This is a genomic window from Massilia putida (genome assembly GCF_001941825.1).
Lineage (GTDB): Bacteria > Pseudomonadota > Gammaproteobacteria > Burkholderiales > Burkholderiaceae_D > Telluria > Telluria putida.
In genome coordinates this window covers 160,121-181,484 of the sequence record NZ_CP019037.1, presented here as the reverse complement: position 1 = coordinate 181,484, position 21,364 = coordinate 160,121, and the positions used below count along the sequence as shown (strand labels likewise).

Below are 21,364 nucleotides of genomic sequence, written 5' to 3'. Positions count from 1 at the left end.
CACCAAGTCGGCGGCCCGACGGCTGGATGTCCTGGCGGACGGAGGCAACGCGTCTGTGAGGTGAAAGACTGCCTCGCAGGAGGGACTCAGGCTTCGCTGCGCACCGTCATGCGCGCCAGCCCGCGCAGTCCCGCGTTGCCGTTCCACTGCGGCGACGAATCGGCCAACCGGAGTGTCGGCCAACGCCGCATGACGTCGCGCAGCGTGACCTCGGCTTCCAGCAGCGCGAGCCCGGCACCGATACACACGTGCGGACCGCTCCCGAACGACAGGTGACTGCCCTCGCGCCGGTGGATGTCGAAGGTATCCGGGTCGGCAAAGCGGTCCGGGTCACGATTGGCGGCACCGATCATGGCCAGCACGAGGTCGCCGCGGCGCAGCGTGTGCCCGTGCAAGGTCAGCTGGCTGGCGACCCGGCGGCCCGTGTATTGCACCGGACTGTCGTAGCGGAGCACTTCGCGCAACGCGGCGGGCATCGATGCCGGCTCGCCGCGCAACCGGTTCCACTGCAGCGGATGCGACAACAGGGTATGGAGGCCATTGCCGAGCAGGTTGCGGGTGGTTTCATGCCCGGCGAACAAGAGCATCGCGCATTGCGCCGCCAGCTCGCCGTCGGCGCGCAGTTCCCCGGCGTCTTCGGCCTGCACGAGCCTGCTGACGAGATCCTCGCCCGGCGCACGCCGCCGCACCGGCACCAGGGCGTCGAAGTAGCGCACCATCTGCAGCAGGGCGTGCCGCGCGGCGCCAAGCTGCGCCAGCGACGGCTGCAGGGCGCCGATGAAGGTCGCAAGCGCCTCCGACCATGCGACGAACTCGTCCTCGTCCCGCCGGTCAATGCCCAGGATCAGGCCGATCACGCGCGACGGCAGCGGACGGGCGACGGCCTGGATGAAATCGAAGCCCGCCCGCGCGTCCAGCGGATCGAGCAGTTCCTGCGCGAGGTGCTCGACCTGCGGTTTCAGCCCGCGGACGATGGACGGATGAAATCCCGCCGCCATCGCCCTGCGTACGCGCCGGTGGTCGGGCGCGTCGAGGAACACCATCGCACGCGCGAACGTGCGCTGGAAATCGTCCAGCGCGGCCTGCGCCCGCCCACCGCGCGGCCCTGCGTCGGCACCGGGGATACGCTTGACCCAGCCGCCCGTGCGCTGCGCGGAAAAGCGCGGGTCGCGCAGCGCGAACTCGACATCGGCGTGGCGGGTCAATACCCAGGCGCCCTGGAACACGTCGTCACGCCACAGCACCGGTTCCGCATCGCGCCACGCCTTGTAGGTGGGGTAGGGATCGCTCAGGAAGGCGGCGTCCAAAGGCGTGCCGCAAGCATCGGTGTCGGGAGTTGGCGCGCGCGCGTCCATCGTCCATCCCTGCCCGCTTCAGCCGCGCAGGGCGCGGTCGATCGCTTCCAGCAGCAGCGGATCGTCGGGCGCAACGTCGGGATTGAAACGCGCGACGACCTGGCCATCGCGGCCGATCAGGAATTTCTCGAAATTCCACAACACGTCCGACGGGTCGCCCGCCTCGTAGCCGTATTCGCGCAGTTTCAGCCGCAAGGCGCCTTGCGCGGGATCCAGTGCGGCGGGCCGCTCCACGGTCAATGCCGCGTACAGGGGGTGGCGCTCCGGCCCCTTGACCGAGACTTTCTCGGCAAGAGGAAATGCCACGCCATACCTGGCGCTGCAGAACTGGGCGATCTCTTCGTTGCTGCCCGGTTCCTGAGCGCCGAAATCGTTGGCGGGGAAGCCGATCACCACCAGCCCGGCCGCGCGCTTGTCCTCGAACAGGCGCTCCAGGCCTTCGTATTGCGGCGTCAGCCCGCACTGCGACGCCACGTTCACCAGCAGCACGACCTTGCCGCGGTAACTGGACAGGGTCGCGTGGGTTCCGTCCATCAGGCGGAACGGTATCGTGTCGATCTGGGTTTGCATCGATGCTTCTCCATGGATGATTGGCAGGTGGCGCCTGCGGGCCGACTCATGCTAACATTTATTCGACACTTTTTGAAAAAGTGTAATCAAAATCTCCCGACCAGCCCTTACGCGAAAGCCGGCACCATGTCAGCGACACCCCAACCAGACTTCACCTGGACCGACCAGTTCCTCCTCGGCTACGACCAGATGGACGCCACCCATCGCGAATTCGTCGACCTGGTCGCGGCCCTGCTGGCGGCGCCCGATGTCGAGCTGGCGCACCGGCTCGATGCGTTCGCCGAGCACGCCGAACGCCATTTCGACGAGGAGCGCGAGTGGATGGTCTCCACCGGCTTCCCCGCGACCCAATGCCACATCGACGAACACGCCGCGGTCCTGGCGTCGGTGCGCGAGGTGCGCGCCCTGCTCGCCGGCGGCGGTCCTGCGGATACCTGCCGCGCCCTCGCGCGCGAGCTGGCGCGCTGGTTTCCCGGCCATGCCGACTACATGGATGCGGCACTCGCCCAGTGGATGGCCAAGCGCCGCAGCGGCGGCATTCCGGTCGTGCTGCGGCGCGGCAGCGCGGTGCCGGCCGAGACGGACTGATTCCTGCGGACCACGGCGGCAAAAATATATTCGTCGCCGGGATCATCGTTTGTTGAACAAAATTCTTATTTGTGTACAATTCGAAGAGCAGGAAAACAAAGGAGACAACGATGCACCAGCATGCCGAAACGACACTGCGGGACGGGACCACGATCTCGGACCTGATCAACCACGAGACACGCGAAGTCAAGGTACGCGCCCTGTCCGACCCCGAGCTTTATGAACTCGAGATGGAGCGGATCTTCGCCAAGACCTGGATCTTCCTGGGCCATGAGACCGAAATCCCGAACAAGGGCGACTTCGTCACGCGCGACATGGGCTCGGACGCCGTCATCGTCGCGCGCGACCGCGACAACGAGATCCACGTCTCGCTGAACGTCTGCCCGCACCGCGCGATGCGCGTGCAGACGCACGACGCCGGCAACACCAACGTCCACATGTGCATCTACCATGGCTGGGCCTTCAAGCCGAACGGCGACTTCATCGGCGCGCCGATCGAGAAGGAATGCATGCACGGGAAGATGACGCCGAAGGATCAGCTCGGCCTGAAGAAGGCGCGCGTCGCGCTGTATGGCGGACTGATCTTCGCGACCTGGAACATCGACGGCCCCAGCCTGGAAGAATTCTTCGGCGACGCCAAGTACTATTTCGACACCCTGTTCCTGCGCACCAAGGGTGGACTCGAAGTCCTCGGCCCGCCGCAGCGCTTCCGCATCAATGCGAACTGGAAGACCGCCTGCGAGCAGTCGGCCGCGGACGGGTTCCATACCCTGACCCTGCACCGCTGGCTGGGCGAAGTCGGTCCGTACGCGAAAAAACCGGATGCGGAAGGCAAAGGCGCCGACCTGTCGCCCGAGATGTACGGCAGCGAAGTCTGGACCGACCACGGCCATGCGCTGCGCTGCATCGAACTCGACCGCAAGATCGTGCGCCTGACCGGCAAGGACCCGGCCGAGCTGACCCCGGCCGAAAAGCTGACCGTGCTGCCGCCGCCCGGCATCACCCCCGCGATGGTGCCGGAACTGCTGGAGCGCTTCGACGACGGCCAGCTCAAGCTGATGTCCTGGCGCCCGCCCCAGGTCGGCGGGTTCTTCCCGAACGGCCTGTTCGAGTTCATCTACCTGCCGCAACCGGACGGCACGATCATCGGTGCCTGCGCCCTGCACGCCTACATCCCGAAAGGTCCGGACAAGCTCGAGTTCATGAACTGGATCTTTGCCGAAAAGGACACGCCGCCCGAGCTCAAGGCGCGCATGCTGCGCCAGTCGGTGCAGATGCTGGGCACCTCCGGCATGGTCGAGATGGAAGACTCCGACACCTGGCCGCACCAGACCGAAGTGGCGAAGGGCGCGATGAGCAAGACCATCACCATGAAGTACCAGGCCCTGTTCGAGAACGGCGCGCCGGAAGGCTGGCCGGGACCGGGCCATGTCGGCGACGGCTTCACGAAGGACGACACCCAGTGGGCATGGTGGAAGTACTGGCACGAGCTGATGACGAGCGAAAAATGAGCCGGCAACCCGACCACCAACAACATCCCCAGGAGACACCCATGGAAAAGAACCCGCTCGAGCCAAGACCGTTGCCGCCGTCGCTGCGCGCCAACCGGGTCCCGGTCGGCAGCCCGCTGTACAACGACATGGTCGAGTTCATGTACGACGAGGCGGAGCTGTTCGATACGCTGCGCCTGCGCGACTGGATCGCGATGGTCGCCAAGGACATCGAATACACGGTGCCGCTGCGGCACACCCGCGCCACACGCGACCAGGACAAGTCGGTCGTGCGCACCGTCCAGCACATGTACGACGATTACCGTTCGATCATGCTGCGCGTGATGCGCGTCATGGATACCCGCAGCGCCTGGGGCGAGGATCCGCCGTCGCGCACCAAGCACATGGTGTCGAACATTCGCGTCTACCGCACCGACAAGGAGGACGAGTTCAAGGTGCACAGCTACCTGCTGATGACCCGGAATCGCTTTGACCACGACAAGTTCGACCTGATCCCGTGCGAGCGCCATGACGTGATCCGCAAGACCGAATCGGGCTACCAGCTGGCCCGGCGCGAAGTCATCATCGACCAGGCGGTGCTGGGTACCCCTAATCTCGGCATCTTCCTGTAAGCGCCTGCACCTTGACCTCCCGCCCCCGTCTTGCGGGCGCGGGCGGTTTTACGTGCGCGCGGCCAGCAGCGCGCCGGCGCCCGCACACACGAACAACGCGGCCGCGCCGAGCGCGAGCGACAGCAGCGATCCCCACAGCAGGGGCGCCAGGACGGCGGCGATCACGGCGTTGAAGCCCGTCTGGACGAACAGTTGCACCGACGATCCCAGGCCGCGCCGCTCGGGGACGCAGTCGAGCCCCCGGATCGTCAGGGTCGGCATCGCCAGCGCCATGCCGAGATTGAACACGAACAGGTGCAGCACGTACCAGCCGGCGCCCGCCGGGGCCGCCAGGCAGACCGCGAGGTCGCAGGCGATCGCCGCGCCCATCAGTGCGAACCCGACCTGCAACGTGAGCCGCACCGGCCAGCGCGCGGCGGCCTTGCCGGCCAGCGCCGAGCCGGCGACCAGTCCGACCGTCGCGGGTCCGAACAGCCACAGGAAATCCGCTTCGCCCAGGCCGAGGTGCCGCATCAGGAACACGGGCGCCGACAGCACGTAGATGAAGAACGCGCCGAACATCGCGGCGTACGACAGCGACCAGGTCATGAACGCGCGGTTGCCCAGCACCCGCGCATAGCCTTGCGCGAGCGGCGCGAGCCGGAACGGCTGGCGCGCCTGCGGCGCCAGGGTCTCCGGCAAGCGCAACGCCACCGCCGCGAACAGTGTGGCCGCCAGCAGCGCTAGGAACAGGAACACGGCACGCCATCCGAACGCCCGCTGCAGCGCTCCGCCGGCCAGCGGCGCGACCGCCGGCGCCAGCCCGTACATCATGACGACCTGCGACATCATGCGCCGCGCGAGCGGCCCCTCATGCAGGTCGCGCACCACCGCGCGGCCGATCACGATGCCGGCGCCGGCGGACAGGCCCTGCAGCGCGCGCAACGGCAACAGCTGCCCGACGCGCGTGGCGAACGCGCAGCCCAACGAGGCCAGCGCATACGTGGCCAGTCCGGCCAGCACCACCCTGCGCCGCCCGCAGGCATCGGCAATCGCGCCGTGCCACAGCGACATGAACGCGAACGCGGCGAAATACACCGAGATCGTCTGCTGCAGCGCGACCCGGTCCGTGTGCAACGTCCGCTCCATGTCCGGGAACGACGGCAGGTAGGCGTTGATCGAGAACGGTCCCAGCATCGCCAGCCCGGCCAGGATCAAGGTAATGCCAGGCAGGCCGGACGCCCGGACGACAGGGCCGGCCTGCACCTAGGGCCGCATCCCGAGGACGGCGGAAATATCCTGCGCCGGATCGGCATCAGCACCGTAGCCGAAGTCGCCCGCGCGCTGGCGTTCGGCCAGGCGCGTCATCAGCACCCGGTAGCGGTTGCCTGGTGCGTCGAAGCGCGAGCTGAGATCGCGCCGCTGGCCCGGGTCGAAGTAGCGCGCGTTCTGCGGCCGCAGCACCGAGTTGTCCTGCGGCTGGATGACGTAGGAGATGCGCGGCATCAGCCAGCGGAACGGCGCCGGCGCGTGCACCGTGTAGTTGGTCTGGTCGACGCGCGAGCGGTGCTTCCCGACGGGCACGAACGGCTGCACGTTGGGTATCGCGTAGCCGGGCGTGAAGCTGGGATACGAAATGCACAGGTTGTTGCGCAGGTGGACGTGCAGCACCGCGCGCAGGTCCTGGTACTGCGCGCGCACGCCGCCGATCCAGCGCATCACCGGCGCCACCGACTTGCGGGTGACGACGCGGGTGCGCGTCAGCGTCTCGGACGTCGAGCTGAACTCGACCACGTCGCTCTCCGATTGCCCGTCGCCGATGGTATTCGCATGCAGGAAATCGGCATGCGTGAGGTCGATCAGGTTCTCGACCGACAGCGGCGACGCGGCATCGAACCGCACCGAGCGTTGGGTGTAGCGCGGGATGCCCGCGCCGTCCGCCGGCAGGAACGGAATCAGCGGGATCAGGTCCGCGTGCGCGTTGTCGGGATTGCCGTACCAGATCCATACGTAGCCGTAGCGCTCATGGACGCGGTAGTAGCAGGAACCGCCGGTGAAGGCGGTGGCGCCGGCGCGCCGGCTCTCCAACAGGTCGGGCCGGAACTCGGCCGCGCGCACCCGTCCCAGCTCGCGCCACAGGTAGACGTCCTGCGCGTGCACGATCCGGCGCAACGGGCGGTTGCCGACGTCGGCGCTGTAGGCCACCGGGAACCAGGTGTCGCGCAGGTCGATGTTACCGGGTATCCAGTCGCGTTTCGCGTCCGGCGCGGCGAAGCGCGCCGCCTTGTCATCCATGTTCATGCGACATCCTCCAACAGGTCCCGCCGTTCGCGCGACGGCGCCGCTTCGAGGGCCGCGATGGCGCGTCCATCGATGCAGGCCCGCACCGTGAACGGGGCCGCCCCGGCCAGCCGGCGCAGGCGCCATCCCGGCGGCGCAGTTTGCGCGCCCGCATGGGCGAAGCCTCGCCATACGAGGCCGGTGGTCCCGCGCCGGTTGGCGCTGGCGGCGACCAGCAGCGTCACCAGCGGCCGTTCGGCCGCGTCCAGCAATTCCACCACGACGTCGCCGCCCGCCAGCGGCACGCGGGTGCGCACCAGCAGCGGATGGTCGCGCACGAATGCCGGACCGGGTCCCCTGCCCTTCCAGACGGCGCCGCGGTCGAGCACGAGATGCGTGCCATCGCGGCGCGGATCGCCGATGAAAAAATCCGTGATCGTCACGCCCGGGAAATCGAGCAGGCATTCCGGACCGTCGAGCATGACGTCGAGGTAGTCCGCAAATGCGATGGCCGCTACCGCCGTCCCCGTAAACTCTCGTCCCGCCGCCCGGTAAGCCGCGCCGGGGAGCGTGCCCGGCATGTCGCCGGTGCCGGTATGCACGTGGATGAAGCCGTTCAATTCGGCAACCGGATAGGCGCGCGCCGCCGCCGGCGGGATCTTCTCGTCACGCCGCAGGTTCGGGATATCGGTGCACAGCCCGCTCGCGCCGTCGAAGGTCCAGCCGTGGTAGGGACACTGCAACCCGCCCGGCCTGACCTGCCCCGGCGACAGCAGCACGCGCCGGTGCGGGCAGCGGTCTTCCAGAGCGAACGCTTCGCCCGCGGCGCTGCGGAACAGCGCCACCTGCGCGCCGTCACAGACCACTGCCAGCGTCTTGCCCGGCGCCAGCTGCTCCGACAGCGCGACGATCCACCATTGCCCTGATGTCATTGTGTCCCTCTCCGCGCCGGGCTTCAGCCGCGCACCCGCGCGGTGATCTTCGCGTGCGGTCCGGCCACCTGCGCCGCCCAGGCCGCGCCCGCGTCGTCGAGCGCAAAATCGCTGTAATCGATCCGGATGTCCTGCTCGCGCGCGATGCGCAGCAGGCGCTCCCAGATCGCGCGGCGGTCGGCCGGCGGCCGCTGGCCGGTGCCGATGCACGACAGCGTGCGGAACAACAGGTCGGCGATATCGAGGTTGACCTTGCGCCCGGCCCCGGTGCCGATGGTCATGATGCGCGCGCCCCAGCGCGTCGCCTTGAGGGCATCCAGCATCGGCTGGCCGCAGACCAGGTCGAGCACGACGTCGAAGCCCTCGTCCGTGATCGCCTGCAGTTTCGCGGCATCATCGTCGCCGCCCAGCACCACGATCTCGTCGGCGATGCCGCGCGCCTTCAGCCGCGCCAGCGCGTCGGCCGAACGGGCGGCGGCGACCACGCGCCCGGCGCCAAGGTAGCGTGCCAGCTGCAGCGCGATCTGGCCCAGCGTGCCGGTCGCACCCAACACCAGCACCTGTTCACCCGGCTGGATCTTCGCCTGCTCCAGCGGCACCAGCGCGCCGGTGGCGGCGATACCCATCGCGATCGCGGTGCGGTCGTCGACGTCGTCCGGCACGTCCCAGACTTCCTCGACCGGTACCAGCGTGCGCTCGGCCCAGGCGCCGTACGGCAGCACGGAGCGTTCGCCGAAGTAGACGCGGCGCCCGTCCGGCGCGCGGCCCACGCCCTCGCCGCGGATCACGCACGGGTATTGCACGCCGAGGCGGTACGCGCCCAGCACGTCCCAGCCGCCCAGGCCGGCCGTGTCGACGTCAATCAGGACCGCGCCGTCGCGTGGCGCCGGTTCCGGAAACTCGGCGATGACCGGTGCCGCGCCACGTTCATGAATGACGGCAGCTTTCATCACATCCCTTTCGCGCCGGTTTGCGCAAACAAGGCCTTCATCGCCACCAGCGAAGGCGTATGGCTGCCGAAACCCCCGTCCGCCACCAGCGTGGTGCCCGTGACGAAGGCCGATTCGTCGGACGCCAGGAACGCCACGACATCGGCGATCTGGCGCGGCGTGCCCAGTTCGGGCGTCAGGTGGTTCTCGCGCAGGATCTCGAGCAGCGGCGCCGGCATGCTCTCGTGCGCGTTCTCGGCCGGGGCCAGCCCGATCTGCAGCGCGTTCGAGCGGATGCCCTGCTTGCCGTACTGCGCCGCCACCGAGCGCGCCAGCATCGCCAGCGCCGCCTTCGACGCCGCGTAGGCCGTCAGCGACAGGTCGCCCTGCGCGCCCAAGCCCGAGGTGACGAAGATCACCGAGCCGCGCCCATGCTTGAGCATTTCGCGGATCGCGTACTTGCTGCACAACATGGCGCCGCGCAGGTTGACCGCCATGGCGCGGTCCCAGGCGTCGACATCCATGTTGACGACGTCGCGGTCGCGCCGGCGCTGTTCCACGTTCAGCACGGCCGCGTTGTTGTGCAGGACGTCCACGCGCCCGAAGCGCGCCACCACCGCCTCGACCATCGCGCCGACCTCGGCCTCGCTCGCGATGTCGCACTGCAGCGCCAGCGCCTGTCCGCCCTGCGCGTCGATGCCGGCCGCGACCCGGCGCGCGCCCTCGCCGTCGATGTCGACGATGGCCACCCGCGCCCCGTGCGCCGCCAGCACGCGCGCCGCCTCGGCGCCCAGGCCGCCGGCGGCGCCGGTCACGATCGCGACCCGTCCGTCCAGCTTCCCTTTGTTTTCTTGTTCGTTCATACCCGGTCTCCGTCAGGTTGGGCCGCGTTCAGCGGCCGATGAAATTCGGCGGCCGCTTCTCGCTGAAGGCCAGCGCGGCTTCTCGTGCATCTTCGCTCGGCTTGAGCATGGCGAACAGGTCGAGTTCGAGGTCCAGTCCCTGCTTCAGCTCCAGGTCGAGGGCGCTGCGGGCCGCGCGCTTGACGAGCAAGGTGGCTGCCGGCGCACGCGCCGCAATGCGCGTGGCGAACGCGCGCACCTCGTCGACCAGTGCGTCCGACGCGCTCGCGACGCGCGTGACCAGCCCGATGTCCTTCGCCGCGGCCGCGTCGAGGCGCTCGCCGGTCAGCAACAGGTCCATCGCCCGGCCGGGGCCCACCACGCGCGCCAGGCGCTGCGTGCCGCCGCCGCCGGGAATAAGGCCGAGCGCCGTTTCCGGCAGGCTGAAGACGGCATCCGGCGTGGCGTAGCGGATGTCGCAGGCCAGCGCCAGTTCCAGGCCGCCGCCCATGCAATAGCCGTGCACCGCGGCGATCACCGGCTTCTGGACGGTGTCGACCGCTTCGATCCAGCGCGCGCCCTGCATCCGGCTGCGCACCTCGATTGCGGTTTCCGGGCCGCGCTTTTCCTTGATGTCGGCGCCGGCGCAGAAGCCGCGCAGGCCAGCGCCGCGGATCGCGATCACGCGGATCGCCGGGTCGGCGTCGAGTTCGCGCAGCGCATGCGGCACGCCGTTGCGGACGTCGTCGTTGATCGCGTTGATCTGGCCTGGGCGCGTCAGCACCACCCAACCCAGGCTGCCTTCGCGCTCGATGGTGACGGCCTCGTTGACGGCGCGCGCTGCCACGCCGCCGTTGTGCTTCAGGTCGGTGTCGCCCATGTCACGCTTCCTCGAACTCGATGACCTGGCCGCGCAGTTCCGACGGCTCGATGCGGATCAGCGGGCGCCCGCCGGCGGACTCCGATTCCTCGACCCAGGTAAAGCGCGTGCCGCGTGCACGCAGGTCGTCGGCCTTGGCCTCTAGCCCGTTCACGGCAATGCGGATGTAGTACAGGCCCGGTCCCCAGTTGTTGAGGTAGTGCGCGGCCGGGGTGTTCCACGCGGTCGGCTGGATCACGTGCAAGGCCGCGCTGTTGGCGACCGTGAACGGCATCACGGCGCGGCGCTGGCCTTCGCGGGCCAGCAGTTCGACGCCGCCGCGCGGTTCCCAGTCGAGGTTCGTCGAGCAGCAGCGCAGCGTGTGGTCGAGATCGCGCACGATGAAGGCGCGCGCGCTGATCCGCACCATGTCGCCCGGCTTCGGGTCGCGCGGCTGGGCCGGCGGGCTGGCGAAGGTTTCCGGCGGCATCTGCAGCGGCTCGGTCGGCATCACTTCGATGCACAGGCCGCCGTCGACGGCGGGCGTGTAGCGCGGGCGTTCCGGCGTCGCGCCCAGCCACAGGCGGTCGAACGGCATCTCGGGCGTGCGCTGGGCCATGCGGAAGGCGAGACCGCGGCGCATCAGCTTGTCCACGAAGACGTCGAACTTCGGGCCCTGCAGCGCCAGCACCACCGAGTGCGTGAGCATCGGGCGGTGGCGGCCCTGGTAGTCCTTCAGGCTCTCGAGAAACTCGTGGAACATCGGGTCGCCCGGGTTGTCGTAGTCCAGGTGCCACTGCGGCTCAAGGCGCGTCGGCGCGACGGCCAGCGATTTATGCACGCGCAGGAAATGGGCGATGTACGGATGGTTGTCGAAGGCCTGGCGCCAGTTCGGGTGGCTGTGCACCCCCAGTTTGCTCACGAGCAGGTCGGTCATGCCGTCCGGGTCGGGCAGCATCATGTCGGCTGACAGCAGCAGGTCAAACATAGTTTTTCTCCAAGGTAGGGCTGACGCACGCATCGTCCTGTGCGCGGCGGGGATTGAGCAGGAAATACGACAGTGCCGGCGTGAGCACGAGTGCGCCGAGCATATTCCAGAGGAACATGAAGGTCAGCAGGATGCCCATGTCGGCCTGAAACTTGATGGGCGACCAGGCCCACGTGACGACGCCGGCGGCCATCGTCATGCCGACCAGGGCCACGACCTTGCCGGTGAAGTCGAGCGAACGGCGGTAGGCGGCGCGCAGGCTGTCGCCGCGCCGCTGGCAGGCCAGCTGCACCGACAGCAGGTACAGCGCGTAGTCGACCCCGACCCCCACCCCGACCGCGATCACCGGCAGGGTCGCCACTTTCAGCCCGATGCCCAGCCAGACCATCAGCGCCTTGCACAGGACGGTCGTGATCACCAGCGGGATCAGCGCGACGATGGTGGCACGCACGCTGCGGAACGTGATCAGGCACAGCAGGGCGGTCGAGCCGTAGACGGCCAGATACATCATGACGATGCTCTTGCCAACCTCGATGTTGGTGGCGGCCTCAATGCCGGCGTTGCCGGCCGCCAGCAGGAAGGTCACGGGCTCCTTGGCGCCGGCCGGGGTGTTGTTGGCCTGGGCGTACTGGCTCGACGTCTTGAGGATGCGCGCCACGGTGTCGGCCTTGTGGTCGCGCAGGTAGACCACGAGCGGCGACACCGAGCAGCTCTGGTTGGTGATGTCGGGCGTGGCGATCGCCGCCGCCGTCATGGCGCCGTCGGTGATCGCCTGGTTGCGGCTGATCGTCATCCACTTGCCGCTCCCTTCCGACATCGCGGCGGTGGTGAAGCGCACGGCCTCGGCGAGCGACGTCGTGGTCTGCACAGCCGGGTCCGCGCGCAGCAGCTGCGCCAGGCCGTCCATTTTCGTCAGCGCCGAATACAGGCGGCAGCCTTCGTCCGCGGTCTTCATGATCACCACGAACTGGTCGCTCGACAGGCCGTAGTTGCGCGTGATGTAGGCGTTGTCGCGGTTGTAGCGCGAATCGGGCCGCAGTTCCGGCGCGCCGGCGTCGAGGTCGCCGATGCGCAGGCCCTGCATCACGAGCGCCGACGCCACGGTGACGAGCAGCGCCAGGATGCTCACGCCGAACGCCCAGCGGCGCCCGGTCAGCGCGTCGAGCCGCCCCCACACCCGGCCCAGCAGCGACTGTCCCTGGGCCATGTCGCGGTCGGCTTCCAGTGCGCGCTGCGCCGCCTTCTTGCCGATGCCGATGTAGGACAGCGCCACCGGGATCAGGAACAGCTTCGTGAAGACCAGTACCGACACGCCGATGCTGGTGGTGATAGCGAGGTCGCGGATGACCGGGATGTCGATGATGATCAGCACGGCGAAGCCGACGATGTTGGCCAGCAGCGCCGTCACGCCGGCCACGAACAGGCGCCGGAAGGTATAGCGCGCGGCCACGTACTTGTGGGTGCCGCGCCCGATGTCCTGGATGATGCCGTTCATTTTCTGGGCGCCGTGCGAGAGGCCGATCGCGAAGATCAGGAACGGGACCAGGATCGAGTACGGGTCGAGCTCGTAGCCCAGCAGCTGCATCAGGCCGAGCAGCCACACCACGCCGATCACCGCGGCCGACACCAGCAGCACGGTGCTGCGCACGCAGCGCGTGTACAGGTAGACGAACACGGTGGCGACGGCCACCGAGACGGCGAAGAACATCATCACTGCCTTCAGGCCGTCGATCAGGTCGCCGACGATCTTGGCGAAGCCGACGATGTGGATGCCGACCTTCGCGCTCTCGTAGGTGCGGATCTTGTCTTCCAGCTTGCGCGAGAACGCGCCGTAGTCGAGCGGCTCGCCGGTCTTGGGGTCGCGGTCGAGCAGCGGCGCGACGATCATGCTCGATTTCATGTCGAGCGCGACGAGGCGTCCGACGATGCCGGCCTTGGCCACGTTGGCGCGCAGCCTGGCCAGTTCGGCGGGGCTGCCGTCGAACTGGGGCGGCATCACGGGGCCGCCCGTGATGCCGTCCTCCGTTACCTCGCGCCAGCGCACGATCGGCATCCAGATCGACTTCATCCACGAGCGGTCGACGCCGTCGATCATGTACAGGTCGTCGTTCACCTTACGCATGACGTCGAGGTAGGCCGGGTCGTAGATGTCGCCGGTCTTGTTCTCGACGACGATCCGCACCGTGTTGCCGAGGCCCGGCAGCTGCGCCTTGTTCGCGAGGTAGTTCTGGATATACGGACTGCCGAGCGGGATCATGCGCTCGAAGTTGGCATTGACCTTGATCCGGGTGGCCGAATAGCCGAGGAACAGCGTGGCCAGCAGGCATGCCAGCAGCACGACCAGGCGATGGTTGAAGATCACGCGTTCGAGCAGGTTACCCGAAGCGCGATCGAAGTCTTGCACGTCCCGTACCACGGGCATGCGGGGTTGATTGCCGTGCGCTGCCATGTCAGTTCTTCCCGATTCTTGCGTTATCCGTGCCGCAGCCTTGGATGCGGACCTGTCTTGTGCCGGCGCTGCCGGCCAGCACCAGCAGGCCCGACCCGGTCTGGGCCGCGCCGGCCACCTCGCCACCGCGCGCCGCGCCGGCGTCGGTCGCCCTGGCGCCATGGCCGAGCAGGACCCGCCCGTCCTGCGTCACGAACGCCATTTCGCCCGGCGCGCAGGCCACGGCGTCGACCACGGTGGCCTCGGTGCCGAGCGCAAGCTGCTTCCAGCTGTTCCCGCCGTCGGCGCTGACGAAGGCGCTGCCGCGCAGGCCGAACGCGGCCAGCCCCGCCTCGCCGGCTTTCAGCCCGAAAAACGTGCCCGCATAAGGCGACTCGAGCTTCGTGAAACGGCCCGCCGCCCGGTCGTAGCGGCGCAGCAGGCCCTGCTCGCCCGCCAGGTAAAACACGCCGTCCGACGCCCGTTCGAGCGCATACAGGTGCATGCGGCGGTCGTTGTCGGCGCGTTCGAGCCACGGTTCCCAGCTCTTGCCCCCGTCGCCGGTGTGCAGCAGCAGGCCGAACGCGCCCGCCAGGAACCCTTCGCCGCCCGCGTCGATGCTGATGTCGAGGAAGGGATAGGACAGCACATCCGGCGTGGCCGATTGCGCGGCGGCGCGCTTGACCTCGTCCAGCACCGCCACCGCGCCGGCATCGCCGCGCGCGGCCAGGTCGCGGTAATGGTTGTTCAGGAGGGCCAGCAGGGCGCGCCCGTCGAGCACCCTGCTCCAGGTCGCGCCGCGGTCGGCGCTGCGCAGCGCCACGCCGTCATGGCCGAGCGCCCAGGCGATGCCCGGCCCGGTGAAGCGCACCGTGGTCAGGTCGGCGGCCACGGGAACCGCGGCCTGCTTCCAGGTCGCGCCGGCGTCTTCCGACCGCAGGATCGTGCCGTGCGCGCCGACGGCGACGACGGTACTGCCCTGCGCGGCGATGCCGGACAGCGGACGCTTGAGCGCCACCGCCGACTGGGCCGCCGCCGCGTCGATCGGATCCGGGCTGCCCGCCGCGGCCGCGGCCAGGGTGGCGATGGCGAGCACCGCCGCCGCCATATGTCGCACGACGCCGGCCAGCCGGCCGGGTCGGGCGTTAAGCGTATTCAAATTGTTCACAACTGACTCCATCGCGATGCACGAATCCGTGCGCGCGGGTACCGCTCCACGGGAACGCCCGCCACAGGGCCGGACAGGCCGCACGGGTCCTGTCCGGCAAGAACCGGATTAGCGTGCGGTTTCCTTGGCCACGATGGATTCCGGATTCAGTTCGCGGTTCGGACGCGGCTTGGTGACCACGCCGTAGCCACCGACCAGGCCATCGTTGACGAGCGCGTACATGCCCTTGTTGAAGTCGAAGACCACGTTCTTGACCATGTATGGCGCATTGACGTCGTAAAGCTGGACCATCGAATTGAAGATCGAGCGATACAGCTGGCCGCTGCGGTCATACGCGTCGTACAGCATGGCGCCGTAGGTATCCTCGTCGATGTAGTAGGTCCGCTTCGCGTAGACATGGCGGAAGCCCGGCTTGAGCGTCGCCTCGACGACCCACATGCGATGCAGTTCCCAGCGCCAGCACGCCGGATTCGGGTACTTTTCCTTGAACTGCTCCTCGACGCCGCAGCTGAAGTAGAGCTTGTACTCGTTGTAGGGCACGTACATTTCCTTCTTGCCCACCAGCTTGAAGTCGAAACGGTCCATCTGTCCCGAGAACACGAACAGTTCGTCGAACAGGGTCACGCCGCCCATGCTGGCGACCGGCGTGTCGTACGAGAATTCGGGCGCGAGCTTGATGCGGCGCTGCCCCGGCGCATAGCTCCAGGCGCGGCGCGGCTTCTCGGTCGGGTCGAGGAAGTCCATCAGGCCGGTCACTTCGCCCGCCTTGCGGATCGGCGCGCTGGTGACGGAATAGGTGCGCCAGTACATCTCGGGGTCGCGGCCGTCGAGTTCATCGTGGTAGTACGGCGTTTCCTCGAACGTCTGCTGCTGCGCCGTCATCACTGCCTTGCCACTGGAATCGACGACCCACGAGCGCGACTGCTTGGTCGTCGTGTCGGCCTTGTAGCGCAACTGGTGGTTCCACATCATCTCGTAGCCGGTCTTGGCGATCGGGAACGGGATGCCGCCGCGGCATTCCGGCTCGACCGCCAGGCCGTTCTTGATGGTCTTGCAGCTCGTGGCATTGCGCACGGTCCTGGCGAGCACCCCTTCCGGCTGCGCGGCGGTACGGTGGCTCGGGTAGACATCCATGTAGAAGCCCGGATTCTTCTTGAACAATTCCTTCTGCCCGTCCGACAGCTTGTCTGCGTACTGCTGCCAGTTCTTGGCGTCGATGCGGAAGCTCGGCGCCTCGTCCTTGAAGGGGTCGGCCCAGAACCCGCTGCCGGCCTTGAACCCGGCCGGCGCCTTGGTCAGCCCGCCGGTGTAGGCCGGGATCGTGCCTTCCTTGTTACCGGCCTTGATGGCGCCCACCTGGGTCAGCGTGCTGCCCAGCTGCTTGGCTTCCTCGGCCGTTACCGCGCCCTGGGCGACGCCGGCGAAGCCGGCCAGCAATGCCAGTGCAAGTCGATGCTTGTTCATGATTTGTCTCCTGTGTGCGGCGCTTTAGAATGCCGTCTTGAAGGTGAATGACAGCCAGCCGCGGTCGATGACCCCGACCGACGAGTTGCTATGTGCCGCGCCGCCGGTGATTTTTCCGTTCAGCTCACGGACCGGCAGGTTGCGGTCGGCGTAGCTGAGTGCGAATTCGTACCTGGACGCATAGGTCATGGTCGCGCCCACGGACCAGCGCACTTCGCCCTGCGTGCCGCCGCCGGCCGTCGGCGCATTGCCCGACAGGCCGTAGGTGACGCTGACCGGGATCGTCAGGTCCCAGGACGGCAGCACGTTCAGGTACTGGGGCGAGAATTTCAGCGCCATGATCCAGGCATCCCGGGTGGAGCAGCCGTCGTCCCTGGTGCCCGAGCCGGCCTTGCCGGTACGCGAGTCGACGCACGCCGCCGAACCCACCGAGCGGTACAACGCCGGGTTGGCGGTGACCTTGTCCAGCCGGTTGTACGCCAGTTCGGCGACCAGGGTGCCGGTCTGCCAGACCGGCGTCGCCGGCAGCATGTAGATACCGTTCAGGACGGCGTGCCAGGTGTCGCCGCGCGCGCCCGTGTCGGTGACCACGGACGACGGCGTGTTCAACGCGCCGTTCTTGCGGTACGACAGTTCGGCGCCGACGGCGACGCTATGGATCACCCGCCCGAAGCTCAGGCTGATCTGCTCGACGTCCTGCGGGTACAGGAAACGCGCGCGGGTCGGCAGCGGCCCCTTGAAATCGAGCAGCTGGACACCGAGTTCTGGCGAATAATCGTCGAAGCGGCGGTAGTAGGCGCCGAACGTCGATTCGATCGCCTCGACGTTCAGGCGCGCTCCGACGCCCCAGTTCCCGTGCTGGCCCGGCTTGCGCGCCTCGATGATCTGGGCCGCGACGCCCGGGATCGGGAACGCGAGGAAGTCGGACGACGGTGCCGTGTCCGCGCCCATCAGGTAGGTGCCGGCATGCGGGATGCGGGTCGGCTTCCATTCGTAGTAATACTGGCCGACCAGGGTCAGGTTGTCGGTGACCTGGGCGCTAGCGTGGATCTGCCCGACCGGCAAGAAGACTTCCTTGGTCTCGACGCCCGGGTTGATCGCCGCCTTGACGCCGTCGACGGGCGACTGGCCGTACGAGATCGCGTGGGCGCCGAGCAGCAGCCCCTCGCCCCAGACGTTGGTCTGGCGGCCCACCTTCACGTTGACCGGCACCTGGCCCAGGTCGACGTTGGCCCACACGAAGGCGTCGAGGATCTCGCCCGACGGCCCGTTCACGTAGCGCGCCACCTCGTTGTTGTACCGGTTGTTGCGGTAGGCGGTGACGAAACCCGCCGGCGACTTGACCGTGTGATCGTCGTAGGCCTGGTCGTACCAGGCCGCGCCCGAGACCCGCGCGCCGATCTTGTTCTTGTAGCTGACGTCGAATTCGGTCAGCAGGTCGACACGGTTGGTGACCATGTCGCCGCGGTCGAACTTCGAATCGCCCTCGTCGTAGATGTAGTTGTTCAGCAGCCGGCTGTCCGGCTTTTCGGTGCGCACGCCGCCGGTGTAGCGCACCGTCGCGTCGAGACGCATCTTGACGTCGGGATTGCTCACCTCGATTTCGCCGGCCAGCGCGTGGCTGGCGCAAACGACGGCTGCCGCCGCCGCGATGCCGCGCAGCGCGTGGCTGGCGAGAATGGAATTACCGCTTGCCTGGTACATGGGCCTGTCTCCTGTCGTTATCGTTATGGCTGATTTTTGAAAAATCGCTCAGTACTGCTCAGTCCTTTCCATGAACCGTGCTGCTCGACTGTCTTCGGCCCACCGGAAACGAGACTCTTGACGCATCCTGATTGTAGCAAGATTATTCGCGTTATTCTACTGTTCGATTCGTATTCTATATTCAGAATATCCAAGTCGATGCGGCGGCGTCAGGCGGCGCCGCCGCCGGCGTTGCGTTCACGGACCATCTCGGTGAATTCGCGCTTCAGCGTCGGGTAATACGCGATCTGTCCCTGCAGCCCGCCGGCGATGTCGATCGACGCCGCGCTGATGAAACCCGCATAGTCGCTGGCCAGGAACAGCGCCATGCCGACCACGTCCTCGGGCTTGCCGAAGCGTCCCAGCGGCACGACTTTCAGCACCATCCGGTCGAACTCCTCGCGGCTGACGCCGGGGCCCACTTCGCGGAAATGGCGGTCCCACTGGCCGGTATCGATCCATCCCATGTTGAGCGAATTGACGAGGATGTTGTCCTTGGCGAGCGACATGCCGAGCGACTTGGACAGTGCCAGGCAGGCGGCGCGGTTGATCACCGAGGGAATGCCGTCGGGCGTCGGGATCGCGCCGGCCAGCGCGTTGATCTCGACGATGCGTCCCCAGCGCTGCCGGCGCATGTGCGGCACCACCGCCTGCACGAAGCGGAAATGCCCCATCTGCAGGATGTTGGCGTGCTCGAGGATCTGTTCGGGCGTGAGGGTGTCGAGGTTGCCGCCGCGGCCCTGGCCCGCATTGTTGACGAGGACGTCGACGCCGCCCCAGCTTGCGGCGACCTCCTCGACGAAGGCCTTGACGCCGGGGCTGTCGGTCACGTCCACTGCGCGCGCGATCACCGCCTGCGCCTGGCCCGCCAGTTCCCGGCCCGTCGCCTCCACCGCCTCCGCCGTGCGCGCGCAGATGGCGACGCGGGCGCCCTCCGCCGCGAAGGCCCGCGCGATGGCCAGGCCGATGCCGCGCGAGGCACCGGTCACGATGACGCGCTTGCCGCTCAAGTCGATATGCATTGCTGTCTCCTGTTGTTGGTCTAGAGTCGCTCGATCAGGGTCGCGGTGCCCATGCCGCCGGCGCAGCAGATCGCCTGCAGGCCATAGCGCGCATCGCGCCGCTCCAGTTCATGCAGCAGCGACGTCATGATCCGGGCGCCGCTGGCGCCGAGCGGATGGCCCAGTGCGATCGCACCGCCGTTGACGTTCAGCCGTTCGAGAGGCACGTCGAGTTCGCGCGCCCACATCAACGGCACCGGCGCGAAGGCCTCGTTCACCTCGAACAGATCGACGTCGCCGGCCGCCAGCCCGGCCATGTCCAGCACCTTGCGCGTCGCGGTCACCGGCCCGGTCAGCATCAGGGTCGGGTCGGAGCCGACCGTGGTGAACGCGCGGATGCGGGCGCGCGGCTTGAGGCCCAGGCGATCGACCGCGTCGCCCGACATCAGGAGCAGCACCGCAGCGCCGTCCGAGATCTGCGAGGAGTTACCGGCACTGAGCTTGCCGTCGGGGCGGAAGCTCGACTTCAGCGTGGCCAGCTTGTCGGCGTTGGTGCCGGGACGGATGGTCTCGTCCGCATCGAGGCTGTCCGGCGCGGGTTCGGCCCAGTCGCGTTCCTTCAGCACCGCCACCGGCACCGCGGCGATCTCGCGTTCGAAATACCCGGCCTGCGCGGCGGCGGCGGCGCGCCGGTGGCTTTCGACGGCATAGGCGTCCAGCTCGGCGCGGCTCAGGTTCCATTTGTCGGCGATGCGTTCCGCGGCCTCGCCCTGGCTGGTCAGCTCGTAGCGGTCGGCCGCCATCCAGCCGAAGGCTTCGCCGTAGATCTCGCGGTTGCCGCCCATGCGCACGCGGCTCATGTTCTCCGCGCCGCCCGCCACGACCACCTGGGCGGAACCGGCGGCGATCAGGCCGGCCGCCAGGTGCACGGCGACCTCGCCGGAGCCGCACTTGCGGTCGATCGTGAGGCCGGGAATCGCGTTTGGCCAGCCTGCGCCGAGCAGCGCCGTGCGCGCGATGTTGGCCGACTGTTCGCCGACCTGGGTCACGCAGCCGAAAATGACGTCGTCGACGGCGCCGGCGTCGATCCCGGCGCGATCCATGAGGACGTTCAGCAGGTGCGCCGCCAGATGGTCGGCGCGCACGCCGGCCAGGCTGCCCTTGTACTTGCCGACCGGCGTGCGCACCGCCTCGACGATGTAGACGTCCTTCATAGCGCGCTCGCCTTCAGGCCCGAACCCGGCACGCGCTGCCCGGCCTCGTCGTAGCGGTACACGCCGTGGCCCGTCTTGCGCCCGTGGCGGCCGGCCGCGACCATCTTGATGATCAGCGGGCACGGGCGGAACTTCTCGCCCAGCGTCGCGTGCAGGTAGCGCAGCACCGACAGGCGCGTGTCCCAGCCGGTCAGGTCGCCCAGCTCCAGCGGGCCCATCGGGTGGTTGAAACCCATGCGCAGCGCGGTGTCGATGTCCTCGGCGCTGGCGGTACCCTCCTGCAGCATCCACATCGCCTCGTTGCCCAGCATGGCCGACATGCGGCTGGTCGTCAGCCCCGGCGACTCGTTGACGAGGATCGAGGTCTTGCCGATCGCGTCGCACCAGGCGCGGCTGCGCGCGACGGTGGCTTCGTCGGTGGCGATGCCGAGCACCAGCTCCACCAGCTTCATCTTGTGCACCGGATTAAAGAAATGCATGCCGATCACGCGTTCCGGCTGCGGCACCGCGGTGGCGATCTCGGTCACCGACAGCGCCGACGTGTTGGTCGCCACGACCGCGCCCGCGGCCAGCAGCGGCACGGCCTCGGCCAGGACCGCCTTCTTCACGGCCAGGTTCTCGGATACCGTCTCGACCAGCAGGCTGGCGCCGGCGGCGCCGGTGGCCAGGCCGGTGTGAACGCTCAGGCGTTCCTTGGCCGCGGCCGCCGCTTCCGGCGCCAGCTTGCCGAGCTTGACGCCCGCGTCGACGATGGCGTGGATGTTCTGGAGCGCCTTGTCGAGCGCCTGGCCATTGCTGTCGACCAGCCGCGTCACGAAGCCGCTGCTGGCGAATGCGTGCGCGATGCCGGTGCCCATCAATCCGGCGCCGACCACGACGACGATCTCGTTCTTGTCGATCAT

19 protein-coding genes are annotated in these 21,364 nt (G+C 68.1%); 3 read left to right on the top strand and 16 right to left on the bottom strand.

Annotated elements, in window-relative coordinates; all coding sequences use genetic code 11:
- Positions 1-86: 86 nt before the first annotated feature.
- Positions 87-1,355 (bottom strand): cytochrome P450, encoded by a 1,269-nt coding sequence (locus tag BVG12_RS01205; RefSeq protein ID WP_075790796.1) that lies wholly within the window; start codon positions 1,353-1,355, stop codon positions 87-89.
- Positions 1,356-1,373: 18 nt separating this feature from the next.
- Positions 1,374-1,925, bottom strand: coding sequence for a glutathione peroxidase (locus BVG12_RS01200; protein ID WP_075790795.1), 552 nt, complete (start codon positions 1,923-1,925; stop codon positions 1,374-1,376).
- A 126-nt stretch (positions 1,926-2,051) separates the two neighbouring features.
- On the opposite strand from BVG12_RS01200, the gene BVG12_RS01195 reads away from it, so the two are divergent.
- The 3 genes from BVG12_RS01195 (at position 2,052) to BVG12_RS01185 (ending at position 4,635) form a co-directional block, all read left to right on the top strand.
- Entirely contained in the window at positions 2,052-2,513 is a 462-nt protein-coding gene (locus BVG12_RS01195; RefSeq protein ID WP_075790794.1) for a bacteriohemerythrin, read from the top strand.
- A gap of 110 nt (positions 2,514-2,623) precedes the next feature.
- Entirely contained in the window at positions 2,624-4,024 is a 1,401-nt protein-coding gene (locus BVG12_RS01190; protein ID WP_075790793.1) for an aromatic ring-hydroxylating dioxygenase subunit alpha, read from the top strand.
- Positions 4,025-4,065: 41 nt separating this feature from the next.
- Positions 4,066-4,635 carry a 3-phenylpropionate/cinnamic acid dioxygenase subunit beta gene (locus tag BVG12_RS01185; RefSeq protein WP_075790792.1) on the top strand — a complete coding sequence of 190 codons (570 nt, stop codon included), beginning with the start codon at positions 4,066-4,068 and terminating at the stop codon, positions 4,633-4,635.
- A 48-nt stretch (positions 4,636-4,683) separates the two neighbouring features.
- On the opposite strand, the gene BVG12_RS01180 is transcribed toward BVG12_RS01185, so the two are convergent.
- From BVG12_RS01180 to BVG12_RS01115, 14 genes are all read right to left on the bottom strand, one after another.
- Entirely contained in the window at positions 4,684-5,880 is a 1,197-nt protein-coding gene (locus tag BVG12_RS01180; protein WP_229503633.1) for a multidrug effflux MFS transporter, read from the bottom strand.
- Positions 5,881-6,915 (bottom strand): oxygenase, encoded by a 1,035-nt coding sequence (locus BVG12_RS01175; protein ID WP_075790791.1) that lies wholly within the window; start codon positions 6,913-6,915, stop codon positions 5,881-5,883.
- Positions 6,912-7,826: a Rieske 2Fe-2S domain-containing protein gene (locus BVG12_RS01170; protein WP_075790790.1), complete on the bottom strand. Its 915-nt coding sequence runs from the start codon at positions 7,824-7,826 to the stop codon at positions 6,912-6,914. The genes BVG12_RS01175 and BVG12_RS01170 overlap by 4 nt, the downstream gene beginning before the upstream one ends.
- Positions 7,827-7,849: 23 nt before the next feature.
- On the bottom strand, positions 7,850-8,776 hold the full coding sequence (locus BVG12_RS01165) for a quinone oxidoreductase family protein (protein ID WP_075790789.1): 927 nt from the start codon (positions 8,774-8,776) through the stop codon (positions 7,850-7,852).
- Positions 8,776-9,618, bottom strand: a complete 843-nt coding sequence (locus BVG12_RS01160; protein WP_075790788.1) for an SDR family NAD(P)-dependent oxidoreductase — start codon at positions 9,616-9,618, stop codon at positions 8,776-8,778. The genes BVG12_RS01165 and BVG12_RS01160 overlap by 1 nt, the downstream gene beginning before the upstream one ends.
- 28 nt (positions 9,619-9,646) lie before the next feature.
- Positions 9,647-10,477, bottom strand: a complete 831-nt coding sequence (locus BVG12_RS01155) for an enoyl-CoA hydratase/isomerase family protein (RefSeq protein WP_075790787.1) — start codon at positions 10,475-10,477, stop codon at positions 9,647-9,649.
- A 1-nt stretch (position 10,478) separates the two neighbouring features.
- The gene (locus BVG12_RS01150) at positions 10,479-11,444 is read right to left on the bottom strand and encodes a VOC family protein (RefSeq protein ID WP_075790786.1); all 966 of its coding nucleotides are present in this window, start codon (positions 11,442-11,444) and stop codon (positions 10,479-10,481) included.
- Positions 11,437-13,893: an efflux RND transporter permease subunit gene (locus BVG12_RS01145; protein ID WP_075790785.1), complete on the bottom strand. Its 2,457-nt coding sequence runs from the start codon at positions 13,891-13,893 to the stop codon at positions 11,437-11,439. The genes BVG12_RS01150 and BVG12_RS01145 overlap by 8 nt, the downstream gene beginning before the upstream one ends.
- A 1-nt stretch (position 13,894) precedes the next feature.
- Positions 13,895-15,040 (bottom strand): WD40/YVTN/BNR-like repeat-containing protein, encoded by a 1,146-nt coding sequence (locus BVG12_RS01140; RefSeq protein WP_156895484.1) that lies wholly within the window; start codon positions 15,038-15,040, stop codon positions 13,895-13,897.
- Positions 15,041-15,148: 108 nt separating this feature from the next.
- Complete coding sequence (locus BVG12_RS01135) at positions 15,149-16,504, bottom strand: DUF1329 domain-containing protein (protein ID WP_075790784.1); 1,356 nt, start codon at positions 16,502-16,504, stop codon at positions 15,149-15,151.
- A gap of 24 nt (positions 16,505-16,528) precedes the next feature.
- Positions 16,529-18,208 (bottom strand): DUF1302 domain-containing protein, encoded by a 1,680-nt coding sequence (locus BVG12_RS01130; RefSeq protein ID WP_075790783.1) that lies wholly within the window; start codon positions 18,206-18,208, stop codon positions 16,529-16,531.
- Between the two features lie 209 nt (positions 18,209-18,417).
- Positions 18,418-19,269, bottom strand: coding sequence for an SDR family oxidoreductase (locus BVG12_RS01125; RefSeq protein ID WP_075790782.1), 852 nt, complete (start codon positions 19,267-19,269; stop codon positions 18,418-18,420).
- Between the two features lie 20 nt (positions 19,270-19,289).
- A complete protein-coding gene (locus BVG12_RS01120; RefSeq protein ID WP_075790781.1) occupies positions 19,290-20,462 on the bottom strand; it encodes a thiolase family protein in 1,173 nt (390 codons plus the stop codon).
- Positions 20,459-21,364 (bottom strand): 3-hydroxyacyl-CoA dehydrogenase, encoded by a 906-nt coding sequence (locus BVG12_RS01115; RefSeq protein ID WP_179966229.1) that lies wholly within the window; start codon positions 21,362-21,364, stop codon positions 20,459-20,461. Before BVG12_RS01115 ends, BVG12_RS01120 begins: the two co-directional genes overlap by 4 nt.